12 protein-coding genes are annotated in these 12947 nt (G+C 57.4%); 9 read left to right on the top strand and 3 right to left on the bottom strand.

The annotated features are described in order from the left end of the window. Positions 1-45 precede the first annotated feature (45 nt). The 6 genes from fdrA (at position 46) to AAHF05_RS17415 (ending at position 7759) form a co-directional block, all read left to right on the top strand. A complete protein-coding gene (fdrA, locus tag AAHF05_RS17440; protein WP_049008736.1) occupies positions 46-1587 on the top strand; it encodes an acyl-CoA synthetase FdrA in 1542 nt (513 codons plus the stop codon). Further along, complete coding sequence (locus AAHF05_RS17435) at positions 1587-3002, top strand: DUF1116 domain-containing protein (RefSeq protein ID WP_206737120.1); 1416 nt, start codon at positions 1587-1589, stop codon at positions 3000-3002. Before fdrA ends, AAHF05_RS17435 begins: the two co-directional genes overlap by 1 nt. Before the next feature lie 11 nt (positions 3003-3013). After that, entirely contained in the window at positions 3014-4564 is a 1551-nt protein-coding gene (locus AAHF05_RS17430) for a xanthine permease (protein WP_129324919.1), read from the top strand. Further along, positions 4561-5517, top strand: a complete 957-nt coding sequence (locus AAHF05_RS17425) for a carbamate kinase family protein (RefSeq protein ID WP_129324920.1) — start codon at positions 4561-4563, stop codon at positions 5515-5517. The genes AAHF05_RS17430 and AAHF05_RS17425 overlap by 4 nt, the downstream gene beginning before the upstream one ends. Position 5518: 1 nt before the next feature. Further along, positions 5519-6898, top strand: a complete 1380-nt coding sequence (locus tag AAHF05_RS17420) for an amidohydrolase family protein (protein ID WP_129324921.1) — start codon at positions 5519-5521, stop codon at positions 6896-6898. A gap of 126 nt (positions 6899-7024) precedes the next feature. Continuing rightward, complete coding sequence (locus tag AAHF05_RS17415; RefSeq protein WP_129324922.1) at positions 7025-7759, top strand: bifunctional 2-polyprenyl-6-hydroxyphenol methylase/3-demethylubiquinol 3-O-methyltransferase UbiG; 735 nt, start codon at positions 7025-7027, stop codon at positions 7757-7759. On the opposite strand, the gene AAHF05_RS17410 is transcribed toward AAHF05_RS17415, so the two are convergent. Then, entirely contained in the window at positions 7753-8355 is a 603-nt protein-coding gene (locus tag AAHF05_RS17410; RefSeq protein ID WP_049008726.1) for a short chain dehydrogenase, read from the bottom strand. The two genes, AAHF05_RS17415 and AAHF05_RS17410, sit on opposite strands and share 7 nt — an antisense overlap. Before the next feature lie 98 nt (positions 8356-8453). Here AAHF05_RS17410 and AAHF05_RS17405 point away from each other — a divergent pair, with 98 nt between their 5' ends. From AAHF05_RS17405 to AAHF05_RS17395, 3 genes are all read left to right on the top strand, one after another. Continuing rightward, positions 8454-9341, top strand: coding sequence for a LysR family transcriptional regulator (locus AAHF05_RS17405; protein WP_028016777.1), 888 nt, complete (start codon positions 8454-8456; stop codon positions 9339-9341). 20 nt (positions 9342-9361) lie between these two features. Continuing rightward, positions 9362-10543 (top strand): PLP-dependent aminotransferase family protein, encoded by a 1182-nt coding sequence (locus AAHF05_RS17400; RefSeq protein ID WP_129324923.1) that lies wholly within the window; start codon positions 9362-9364, stop codon positions 10541-10543. Positions 10544-10628: 85 nt separating this feature from the next. Beyond that, positions 10629-11138, top strand: coding sequence for a DUF6622 family protein (locus AAHF05_RS17395; RefSeq protein ID WP_129324924.1), 510 nt, complete (start codon positions 10629-10631; stop codon positions 11136-11138). A 2-nt stretch (positions 11139-11140) separates the two neighbouring features. On the opposite strand, the gene nudI is transcribed toward AAHF05_RS17395, so the two are convergent. Both nudI and AAHF05_RS17385 read right to left on the bottom strand, forming a co-directional pair. Further along, on the bottom strand, positions 11141-11566 hold the full coding sequence (nudI, locus tag AAHF05_RS17390) for a nucleoside triphosphatase NudI (RefSeq protein ID WP_128347361.1): 426 nt from the start codon (positions 11564-11566) through the stop codon (positions 11141-11143). Positions 11567-11769: 203 nt separating this feature from the next. After that, complete coding sequence (locus AAHF05_RS17385) at positions 11770-12939, bottom strand: HlyD family efflux transporter periplasmic adaptor subunit (RefSeq protein WP_108091060.1); 1170 nt, start codon at positions 12937-12939, stop codon at positions 11770-11772. Between the last annotated feature and the right edge of the window lie 8 nt (positions 12940-12947).

The following is a 12947-nucleotide window of genomic DNA, read 5'->3' as shown; positions in this document are numbered from 1 at the left end:
TTTGCACGACGGCGGCCCGCTTTTATCCTCTTTCAGGAGAAAATAATGCCAACGAAAATCGTCATAAAAAAGAATACCTACTTCGATTCGGTTTCATTAATGTCCGTTTCGACCAAAGCCAATAAATTGCCGGGCGTTGAGCAGGCCTTTGTGGCCATGGCGACGGAGATGAACAAAGGCGTCTTAAAAAATCTCGGATTATTAACGCCGGAATTAAATGAGGCCAAAAACGGCGACCTGATGATCGTGATTAAAGGCGATGCGGCAAATGAAGAAACGCTGGCGGCCATTGAAGCGCTGTTCACGCGTAAAGAGAGCGCGGGATCCCATGAAGCGCGCTATGCGACGATTGCCAGCGCCAAAACCCATCGCCCGGACAGCAACCTTGCTGTGATTTCCGTCAATGGCACCTTCGCCGCTCGTGAAGCGCGCCAGGCGCTGGAGAACGATCTCAACGTGATGTTGTTTTCCGATAACGTGTCACTCGACGACGAGCTGGCGCTGAAGCAACTGGCGCACCAGAAAGGGCTGCTGATGATGGGACCGGACTGCGGCACCGCCATTATCAACGGCGCGGGGTTGTGCTTCGCCAACGCGGTGCGCCGCGGACCGATTGGTATTGTCGGCGCCTCCGGTACCGGCAGCCAGGAGCTGAGCGTGCGCATTCACGAATTCGGCGGCGGCGTGTCACAGTTGATTGGCACCGGAGGGCGCGATCTCAGCGAGAAAATCGGCGGCCTGATGATGCTCGACGCCATCGAGATGCTGGAGGCGGACGACGCCACGCAGGTGATTGCACTTATCTCCAAACCGCCTGCACCAGCGGTCGCTGAAAAGGTGTTGGCCCGCGCCCGTGCCTGCCGTAAGCCTGTGGTTGTCTGTTTCCTGGGCCGCAATGAACCACCTGCCGATGAAGACGGGCTGCAGTTTGCCCGTGGCACTAAAGAAGCCGCCCTGAAAGCTGTCCTGCTCACCGGCATCAAAAAAGAGTCACTTGATCTGCATCCTCTCAACTGGCCGCTGATCGAAGAGGTGCGTGCCCGTCTGACTCCACAGCAGAAGTACATTCGCGGGCTGTTCTGCGGCGGCACGCTGTGCGATGAAGCCATGTTTGCCGCGCTGGAGAAATTCGACAACGTCTACAGCAACATTCAGCCGGATCCAACAAAACGCCTGAGCGACATCAACGTCAGTAAAGCCCATACCTTCCTCGACTTTGGTGACGACGACTTCACTAACGGCAAACCGCACCCGATGATCGACCCGACTAACCGCATCAGCCGCCTGTTGCAGGAAGCGCGCGATCCGGAGGTGGGGGTGATCGTTATGGACTTCGTGCTGGGCTTTGGCGCACACGACGATCCGGTAGGGGTGATGCTCGACGCCATTAACGAGGCGCAGGCAATTGCGAAAGCTGACAACCGACCGCTGGAAATTCTGGGCTACGTGCTGGGCACTGACCAGGATCCACAGTCGCTGGTGCAGCAGTGCCAGCTTCTGACCGATGCAGGTGTGATTTGGGCCAGCAGCAGCACCAATACCGGATTACTGGCGCGTGAATTTGTCTGCAAAGGGGAGAAAGCATAATGACGACTTTATTTAACCAGCCGCTGAACGTGATTAACGTTGGTATTGCGATGTTCAGTGACGACCTCAAAAAACAGCACGTGCCCGTCACCCAACTCGACTGGACACCGCCGGGGCAGGGCAATATGCAGGTGGTGGAAGCGCTGGACCAGCTGGCGAGTAAACCACTGGCGGAAAAAATTGCCGCGGCCAACACCCTCGCCCTCGAGCGCATTATTCAGTCCCATCCGGTGCTGGTAGGTTACGACCAGGCGATCAACGTCGTGCCAGGCATGACCCGCACCACTATTTTGCATGCTGGTCCACCGGTGACGTGGGAAAACATGTGTGGCGCGATGAAAGGTGCTGTTACCGGCGCGCTGGTGTTTGAAGGGTTGGCAAAAGATATCCGCGACGCCGAACGCGTGGCGGCTTCCGGAGAAATCACCTTCTCGCCGTGCCACGAACACGACTGTGTAGGCTCCATGGCGGGCGTCACTTCTGCCTCAATGTTTATGCACATCGTCGAAAACAAAACCTACGGCAACCGCGCGTTCACCAACTTAAGCGAGCAGATGGCGAAAATTCTGCGTATGGGCGCGAATGATCAGAGCGTGATTGACCGCCTGAACTGGATGCGCGACGTGCTCGGCCCGATGCTGCGCGACGCCATGAACATCATCGGTGAAATCGATCTGCGCTTAATGCTGGCGCAGGCACTGCACATGGGCGACGAGTGCCACAACCGCAACAACGCGGGCACCACGCTGCTGATCCAGGCGCTGACGCCGGGGTTGATTCAGGCGGGCTACCCGGTAGAGCAGCAGTGCGAGGTCTTTGAGTTTGTTGCCAGCAGCGACTACTTCTCCGGCCCGACGTGGATGGCGATGTGTAAAGCCGCGCTGGACGCCGCTCACGGCATTGAATACAGCACCGTAGTGACCACCATGGCGCGTAACGGCTATGAATTCGGCCTGCGTATTTCCGGCCTGCCCGGACAATGGTTTACCGGCCCGGCGCAGCAGGTCATTGGCCCGATGTTCGCGGGCTACAAACCGGAAGACTCCGGGCTGGATATCGGCGACAGCGCCATCACCGAAACCTACGGCATTGGCGGCTTTGCGATGGCAACCGCCCCGGCGATTGTGGCGCTGGTGGGCGGTACGGTTGAGGAAGCCATCGACTTCTCTCGCCAGATGCGCGAAATCACCCTTGGTGAAAACCCGAATGTCACCATTCCGCTGCTGTCGTTTATGGGCATTCCTACTGCCATCGACATCACCAGAGTGGCGGGCAGCGGCATTCTGCCGGTGATCAACACCGCGATTGCCCACAAGGACGCCGGAATCGGCATGATTGGGGCGGGCATTGTTCACCCGCCGTTTAGCTGTTTTGAAAAGGCGCTGTTGACCTTCCGCGATCGCTACTTTTTATAAGGCATGCATCCATGAAAAACATGAAACTGGAGTGGAAAAGAGGTGACTGGGCGGCCTATTTCGGGCTCATGACCAACAACCTAACCAATTTGCTGACCATGATGGGGTTGCTCATTTTTGTCGTCGGCATCCCGAAGGAGATTGTTTATGGACGCATCGCGCCAGCCTTCGGGCTGGCGGTACTGGTAGCGAGCGTCTGCTATGCGTGGTTTGGCCTGCAGATGGCACGCCAGACCGGGCGTACTGACGTCACTGCGCTGCCGTCCGGCCCGAGCGCGCCGTCGATTTTTACCGTGACCTTCCTGGTATTAATGCCGGTTTATCAGCAGACCGGTGATGCGGAATTTGCCATCCAGATCGGTCTGGTGTGGTGCTTCGTGGAAGCGATGATCCTGGCGGGTGGTTCATTTTTAGGAGAAACCATCCGCAAGATGATCCCGCGTACCGTGCTGCTGTCGTGCCTGTCTGGTTTAGGGTTGCTGCTGCTGGCGATGAACCCGATGCTGCAGGCGTTTGAGGCGCCAACGGTGTCATTCATCGTGCTGCTGCTGATCTTCATCAACTGGTTTGGCAAAAAGCCGATCTTCGCCCGCATCCCGACAGGGCTGTTGCTGTTGGTTGCCGGTACGGCCCTGGCGTGGATCTCTGGCCTGCAAAGCCCGGAAGCGATCAAGGCGTCGATGTCATCGTTCGGCTTTAACCCGCCGTCCGTGCATATCGAAGGCTTTATGCAGGGCCTGCCGCACGCGCTGCCGTACCTTGCCTCGGCGGTTCCTCTGGGGCTGGCAAACTACATCTTTGACCTGGAAAACATTGAGAGTGCTCACGCTGCAGGGGATGAATACCCAACCCGCAAAGTGATGCTGGCAAATGGTCTGGCATCAATGCTTGGCTGCCTGATGGGTAACCCGTTCCCCGTGACGGTCTATGTTGGCCATGCGGGCTGGAAAGCGATGGGAGCCAGCATTGGCTATACGCTGGCGTCGGGTGTGACCATGTTCATCGTGCCGCTGTTCGGGCTGGGGGCGTTTATGCTCGCCATCATTCCGATGACCGCCATCGTGCCGATTCTGGTGTTTATCGGCGTGGTGACCGCCAACCAGGTGGTGAGAGAAACCCCCAAAGTGGAAGTGCCCGTGATCTTCATCTGTCTGTTCCCGTGGATCGCCAACTGGGCGCTGACCATGATGAACAGCGTGATGGGGGCGGCGGGCACCAGCGCGGCAAAAATCGGTACCGATGTGCTGCACAGCAAAGGCATCTACTACGAAGGGCTGGTGCATCTGGGGAATGGCGCACCGCTTGCCAGCATGCTGTGGGGTTGTATCGCCATCTTCGCCATCATCAATAAACCGCTGCGCGGTGCCGTTGCGGCGGCTGTCGGTGCGTTGCTGGCGCTGTTTGGGGTGATCCACGCCCCGGTGGTGGGCTTTGCCGAAGGCAGTTCGCTGATGTTTGTCACGGCGTATCTGATGATGAGCGGCATGTTTGTGGTGAAACATTTCCTTGATAGCCGGGAAGCGGCGAGCGCTGAAATTACTGTTGCGAAGGAACACGTATGAAAGAGCTTATGGTCGTCGCCATCGGCGGCAACAGCATTATCAAAGATAACGCCAGCCAGTCGATTGAACATCAGGCGCTGGCGGTCAAAGCGGTGGCAGAGTCGGTGCTGGAGATGCTGGCATCCGACTACGACATTGTGCTCACGCACGGAAACGGCCCCCAGGTGGGGCTGGATCTGCGCCGCGCCGAAATCGCCCACGAGCGGGAAGGGCTGCCGCTGACTCCGCTGGCGAACTGTGTGGCAGATACGCAGGGCGGTATTGGTTACCTGATCCAGCAGGCGTTAAATAACCGCCTTGCCGCACGCGGGGAGCAAAAAGCGGTCACGGTCGTTACTCAGGTGGAGGTGGATAAAAATGATCCGGGCTTCACCCATCCCACTAAACCCATCGGCGCGTTCTTTAGTGAAGTGCAGCGCGATGAGCTGCAACTCGCCCACCCGGACTGGCATTTTGTTGAGGACTCTGGCCGGGGTTATCGCCGCGTAGTGGCGTCTCCACAGCCGTTGAGGATTGTCGAAGCCGATGCCATCAAGACGCTGACGCAGAAAGGTTTTGTGGTGATTGGCGCGGGCGGCGGCGGTATTCCGGTGGTTCGCACACCTGAAGGTGATTACCAGAGCGTCGATGCGGTGATTGATAAGGATCTCTCCACCGCATTGCTGGCACGTGAGATCCACGCTGATGTGCTGGCGATCACCACCGGCGTGGAAAAAGTGTGTATCAACTTCGGCAAGCCAAATCAGCAGGCGCTGGACACCGTCAACGTGGCGCAGATGTCGCGGTATATGGATGAAGGCCATTTCCCGGCGGGCAGCATGCTGCCCAAAATCATCGCCTCGCTGGAATTTTTAAACCACGGCGGCAAGCGGGTGATCATCACCTCGCCGGACAGCCTGCCTGCGGCGCTGCGCGGTGAAACCGGCACCCATATTGTTAATGAAGGAAGATAAGATGAGTGAAAACAAAAGCCGACGCGAGTTTATCAGCCAGAGCGGCAAAATGGTCACCGCCTGCGCACTGTTTGGTGCGACCGGATCTGTCGCGTATGCTGCGGATACTGCGAAGCCAACCTGCGAGACGGGCAAACCGATGAGCATCACCGCAAAACACTATTATCTGGATAACGTCCTGCTGGAAGCCGGGTTCAATTTCGACGGCGGCGTGGCGACCAGCACCCGCACCGAGCTGAAAACGCTGGAGATTAAAGACGGGAGGATCGCCACCCTGCGGGATAACAAAAGCCACGCTGATGCCACGCTGCCGCACTACGATGCGGGCAGTAAACTGATGCTGCCGGCGATGCGCGACATGCACATCCATCTCGATAAAACCTTCTATGGCGGCCCGTGGCGCTCCCTGAACCGCCCGGCGGGCACCACCATTCAGGACATGATCCGCCTGGAGCAGAAGCTGCTGCCGGAATTACAGCCCTATACGCAGGAGCGGGCAGAAAAGCTGATCGACCTGATCCAGTCCAAAGGGTCTACCATCGCCCGCAGCCACTGCAATATTGAGCCGGTTTCCGGCCTGAAAAACCTGGAAAATTTACAGGCGGTACTGGCGCGCCGTAAACCCGGTTTCGACTGCGAAATCGTCGCCTTCCCGCAGCACGGCCTGCTGCTATCGAACTCTGAAAAACTGATGCGTGAGGCGATGCAGGCCGGCGCGCACTACGTGGGTGGACTCGATCCCACCAACGTGGATGGCGCGATGGAGAAATCCCTCGACACCATGTTCCAGATTGCGCTGGACTACGACAAAGGAGTGGACATTCACCTGCACGAAACCAGCCCGGCGGGTGTGGCAGCGGTGAATTACATGGTGGAAACCGTGGAGAAAACGCCAGAGCTGAAGGGCAAACTGACCATCAGCCATGCTTTCGCGCTGGCCACGCTCAACGAACAGCAGGTGGATGAGATCGCCACCCGCATGGCAGCACAGCAGGTAACCATCGCCTCTACCGTGCCGATTGGCACTCTACATATGCCGCTAAAGCAGTTGCGGGATAAAGGCGTGTTTGTGATGACGGGTACCGACAGCGTAATCGACCACTGGTCTCCGTATGGCCTGGGGGACATGCTGGAAAAAGCCAACCTGTACGCTCAGCTTTATATTCGACCAAACGAGCAGACGCTCTCCCGCGCGCTCGGCATCGCTACCGGCGACGTGCTGCCGCTGAACGACAAAGGCGAGCGCGTGTGGCCGAAAGCGCAGGACGACGCCAGCTTTGTGCTGGTGGACGCCTCCTGCTCCGCCGAAGCCGTAGCGCGTATTTCCCCGCGCACCGCGACGTTCCATAATGGCAACCTCGTTTGGGGCTCGGTGGGCTAATGTGGTGCCGGGTGGCGGCTTCGCCTTACCCGGCCTACTGAAACCTTCAAATCGTAGGCCGGGTAAGCGCAGCGCCACCCGGCAATGTTTTATACTGGGAATCACATTCTTAAAGAGGGATCTGCCATGGCACAAAACATCTACGACAACCCGGCGTTTTTCGAAGGCTATGCCCAGCTTCCGCGCTCGGTGCAGGGGCTGGACGGCGCGCCGGAGTGGCCTGCGTTAAAAAGCATGCTGCCGGAGTTAACCGGTAAATCGGTTATTGATCTCGGCTGCGGATACGGCTGGTTCTGCCGCGCGGCGCGTGAGCTGGGCGCGTCTGACGTAATGGGCGTTGATATCTCAGAAAAGATGCTCGCCCGTGCGGCGGAGTTGACCCACGATGACGGGATTCGCTATCAACGCAGCGATCTGGAATCTCTTAAGCTCAACGAGAACAGCCTCGATCTGATCTACAGCTCGCTGGCGCTACACTACCTGCCGGAACTGGACACGCTATTCGCCAACGTTCAGCGCGCGCTCAAGCCCGGCGGCAGCCTGGTCTTTTCGATGGAACACCCGATTTACACCTGCGCTACGCGTCAGGGCTGGCTGACCGACGATAACGGAGAGCGGTTCTGGGGTGTGAACCATTATCAGGACGAAGGCCAGCGCGTCAGCAACTGGCTGGCAGACGGGGTGATCAAATACCACCGCACGCTGGGCACCACGCTTAACGCGTTGATCAAGGCCGGATTAACTCTGAGCGAAATCAACGAATGGGGGCCAACGCAGGCTCAAATTGACGCCTGGCCTGCACTGGCCGAAGAGGCGGAACGTCCGATGCTGGTACTCATTTCCGCCCGAAAGGGTCAATAACCCACCTTATACACCCGCCCGCTCTGCACGCCTTCTACGCTGCGACGATAGACCTGGGCGACGGTCGCGGCGGGCACGCTTTCAAAGCCCGGGAAGAAACCGTCGTAGGCTTCAGCAGATTCGGTGAGTACCGTTGGGCTAATCAGGTTGATGCGGATCCCGCGCGGCAGTTCGCAGGCTGCGGCGCGAACAAACCCTTCCAGCGCGGCATTTACCGTGGTGGCATTCACCCCCTGCGCAATCGGCTCGTGCGCCACAATTCCGCTGATTAGCGTAATTGATCCACCTTCGTTCAGGTAATGCTGGCCGGTCAGCGCCAGGCGCACCTGTCCGAGCAGTTTATCCTGCAGGCCCTGGTTGAAATCACTGTCTTTCATCGTGGCGAGCGGACCGAAGTACAAACCCCCGCTGGCAGAGACAATGGCATCCACCGGGCCGATTTTCTCAAACAGTGCCTGCACGCTCGCCTGGGAAGTGATATCCACCTGATAGTCGCCCTGCGTGCGACCTACGCGGATAACCTCGTGACGACGACTCAACTCTTCCGTCACTGCCCGACCGACTGTACCGCTGGCACCAATAATGACAATTTTCATCGCTGACTCCTTAATGTTGTGAGCCTTCATTCTTTAATAAATAAAAATGCAGATAAACTGGGCTAAAGTTAGAAGATTACTAACCAGAGGTTTGGAATATGGATAAGCTTCGCAGCATGGAGACCTTTATTGCCGTGGTTGAAAGCGGCAGTTTCACCGGTGCGGCGGCACGGCTGGAGATGTCGGCGGTGATGGTGGGGAAGTATATTGCGTTGCTGGAGTCTCAACTTGGTACGCGTCTTCTGGAGCGTAATACGCGACGCCAGAGCCTGACCGACGCCGGACGGGTCTATTTCGACGAGGCGAAGCGGGTACTGGAGCAGGTTGCCATCGCCGAAAGCGCGGTCGAGCGCCTGCGCGCAACACCTGCTGGCACGCTGCGGGTAACGGCCCCCACGTCCTTTGGCGGCTGCGTGATTGCACCGCTCACCGCCACCTTTTTGCAACGCTACCCGGAAGTGCGCGTGGAGCTGGATCTGACCAATCGGATGGTGGATCTGGTGGAGGAGGGCGTCGATCTGGCCATCCGCATTGGCGACATTCGCAACGACGACCTGGTCGCGAAATACCTCTGTCCTTATCGAATGGTGATCTGCGCCGCGCCTGATTATCTGGCGCACTACGGCACGCCACAAACGCCTGCCGATCTGGTGGATCATCTTTGCCTGTCCCACAGCGTGTGGACTGCACGCAATGAATGGCGGCTGCCGGGTGTCGAAGGGGAGGTGCGCTGGAAGCGTGATGCCATCCTAAGATGCAACGACGGCTACGGGCTGCGGATGGCCGCAAGAGCCGGGGCGGGGCTGTTATTACAACCGGAAGTGCTGGTCGCGGAAGAGCTGGAAAGTGGTCGGCTGGTGCGGGTGCTGGAGGATTACATTCCAGAGCCAAGACCGGTGCATTTGTTGTGGCGTCAGGATTTACGCCCGCTCCCTAAGCTAACAGAATTTATCGCCCATATTCTGCTAAGATTGGGCACAATATAATAAAAGAAGGTAAGCAAAGAATGTCTGTGAATAAACTCGCCAGCAGCGCGCAGGGCCTGCAATCATCTGCCATCCGTGAATTATTAAAACATAGCAAAATGGCAGGGGTCATTTCGCTGGGCGGGGGTATTCCTAACCCTGCATTGTTCGATCATGAAGGCCTAAAAATGGCCGCTGATGCCGTATTATCCCAGCATTTTGGCGAAGCTTTCCAGTACGGTCTGACCGAAGGTGTTCCTGGGCTACGGGAAGAAATTCAGCGCATCTGTGAAGGGCGTGGGATCCGCTGTAAGGCGGATGATGTGGTCGTGACCTCTGGTTCACAGCAATCACTTGACGTGCTGGCGCGTGCATTAATTAACCCTGGCGATACCGTCGTCGTCGAGCGTCCAACGTATCTTGCCGCACTGCAGGTATTTGGCCTGGCGCAGGCACATTTTGAATCCGTGGGTACCGATGCTGACGGAATGAAAGTGGATGAGCTCGAAGCGCTGGTGGCCAATAAACCCATTAAAGCGGTTTATATTGTGCCGACATTTGGTAACCCGGGTGGGGTAACCCTTTCTGAACCGCGTCGTAAACAGCTGGTGGAATTATCGAAGCGTTATGACTTCGTGATTATTGAAGACGATCCGTACAGCGAAATTAATTACACCGATGAAGTTTTCCGCCCGTTAATTGCCCACGCCAAAGATATCGGTAACGAAGAGAACGTGGTGTATACCTCAACCTTCTCTAAAATTCTTGCGCCAGGCACCCGCGTGGGCTGGGTGCTGGTACCGGAGTGGCTGAAACGCGCGGTGGTGAATCTCAAGCAAACCACCGATCTGCACACCAGCACGCTGTCACAGCTGATGACGTACGAATACCTGAAAACGGGTCGTCTGGCCGATCAGATTAAAATGATCCGCGAAGCCTATCGCCAGAAATACCAGACGTTCGCAACAGAACTGGAAGCCGAGCTGGGTGATGTGATGTCATTCCACAAGCCGAAGGGCGGCATGTTCCTGTGGGCGACTATGAAAAATGGGAGTAATACCACTCGCTGGCTGGAAAAAACGTTAAGTAACGGCGTAGTATTTGTTCCGGGCGAATTTTTCTACTGCAATGAGCCAGACCATTCGACGCTGCGTATGTCGTTTGTCACGCCAACGGATGAAGAGCTGAAAGAGGCGGTTCAACGCCTGAAAAAATCGCTGTAAAAGACCTGCGCATAATGGCGTCTCCGCCGTTATGCGTAACATTCTTGCAGCGCGGCCAAAGCCGCGATCTTTCATGGTGATCTCCATGTTTGAATTTCTGATCGGTGTCGTTACGCACACGCCCGTCTGGGTGTGGGTGCTGTTTATCTTCCTTATCTCCCGCGGCATTAAAGCCCGCCAGCCGACTACCGTCACGCTGGAGAGGCTTGCTGTCATTCCGGCTATCTTTCTTATCTGGGATATCTACGATCTGGTGGTCTATCGCACGCTCACTCCCGAGACTGTCATATTGTGGGCGGCGGGGATCCTTGCCGGTGCTGCGCTGGGGTATTTCCTGATTAAGCAGGCGGTTATCACCCGCGCAGAGGCGCCGCGCAGCCTTTACCGCCAGGCAGACTACACGGCGCTGCCGCTTATGATGCTGGCGTTTGGGGTGAAGTATGTGCTGGGCGTGATGAGCGCGGTCTCTCCGCAGACGATGCAGCAGCCCGCCATGAGCGCGCTGGCGATCGTCTCTGGCGGTGTGTTTGCTGGTGTGTTTCTCGGGAAATTTGCGCGCTATGTTGGCGTGTATGTCGCCCGTGTTCCGGTCTGAATTTACAGCAGGCCTTTCTGCGCGAAGGTAATGCGCGTGGCTTCATTGAGATCAAGCTCTTTTAACGATTCCGGACTAACCCAGGCGATCTCCTGAAACTCGTCATTAAAAGTGACTGCCCGGTTGGCGCTGAGGCAGTCAAAGATCAGATAGATCATATAAATCTCCTCAGTGGTGCCATCGGGGTAGGTTTTCACCCTGATGTCATCGCGAAAAGCCCATGGCGTGACCGAGACGATGTCCAGTGCGTCGCCCAGCTCTTCACGGATCTCACGACGCAACGCCTGCTCCATGGTTTCGCCCGGCTCCATTCCGCCACCGGAGAGAGCCCATTGGCCGGGGAACACGCCGCGATCGTCGGCCATTTTGCACAGCAGATAGGCCCCGTCGTTCTGGATGATGGGGCAGACAATGGTTCGTTGGCGCATGATTTCTTCCTGAAAAATGAGTTTGGGCTACTGTAACAGATGAGCCTGGCAGGATATGTCGCTGATGTTTGATTTTATCTCCTCGGCTATCCGCATTGTGTTGTAGGTTCAGGGTCCAGGCCGGGTAAGGCGAAGCCGCCACCCGGCAATCCGGACTCACCCCAGCACGCGAGCGGCTTCAGGAAATGATGTAAGGTGTTTTATCACCGCTCCCTCAGCGCCTCTTTCGCCCGGTTAAACGGCTTGATCAGATAATCCAGCACCGTTTTCTCTCCGGTCTTAATGTCCACCGTTGCAATCATCCCCGGCACAATCGAAAAGTGCCTGCCCGCTTTATTCACCAGGTAGTCCTGGCTGGTGCGGATAAAGACCCGGTAATAGAACACCTCCGGCTTGGCCTCGTCCTGAATAGTGTCCGGGGAAATCGTCTCCACGACCCCGTGCAGCCCGCCGTAAATGGCGTAATCGTAGGCGGTGATCTTCACCAGCGCCTCCTGGTTCGGGTGGATAAAGGCGATATCGCGCGGCGAGAGGCGGGTTTCAATCAGCAGATGATCGTCCACCGGCACAATCTCCATCAGCTCGCCGTTGGGCGGGATCACGCCGCCGATGGTGGTGACCTTGATGTTTTTCACGATCCCGCGCACCGGGGATTTTACGGTCAGACGGGTGACGGAGTCCTGGCGGCCTTTGAGGATCGCCGAAACCATATCCACCTCCGCGTTGGCTTTGGATAACGCCTCGCGGGCCTGAACGTAATACTGGGAGCGCACATCGGTGAGCTTCAGCTCCAGGTCACTTTTTTGCCGCTGCAACCGTAGCACCTCTACGTGGCTGGCAGCGCCGGTTTTCACCAGACGTTGGGTGATCGCCAGCTCTTTATTCGCCAGGTCTAACGCGGCGCGCAGCTCTCGCTGGGTGTCATCCAGTTGTGCGCGGCGGGAGTTGTAGAGTCGTGTTTCATCGGCAATCAGATCCGGCCATTTTGCCAGCGAAGGGGGAAACTTCAGCGGGAGATCGTTCACTTCGGCGTACAGGCGCGCGCTGGAGGCCAGTGAAGCGCGGTAGCGCGCCGCGCTTTCGCCGACGTTCGATTCGGAACGCGTCGGATCAAGCCGCGCCAGCACCTGCCCGGCCTGCACCTGATCCCCTTCGTGGACGTTCAGTTCGGTGAGGATCCCGCCGTCAAGCGACTGCAATACCTGCTCGCGCGAGCTGGGGATCACTTTACCCGAGCCGGTTGACACCTCATCCAGCACGCCAAACCACGCCCAGACGCCCAGCACCACAAACATCAGCAGCGAGAAGATCACGATCCGTCGCGCACCGGTGTAGCCGCTTTCGGAGTCGAGGGCGTTATCCAGATCGTCCATTGCCGCCA

Origin of the sequence: Enterobacter adelaidei (genome assembly GCF_041937165.1) — a bacterium.
In the GTDB taxonomy this organism is placed as follows: Bacteria; Pseudomonadota; Gammaproteobacteria; order Enterobacterales; family Enterobacteriaceae; genus Enterobacter; species Enterobacter adelaidei.
The sequence above is the reverse complement of the archived record's forward strand: the minus strand, read 5'-3'. Positions and strand labels throughout refer to the sequence as shown.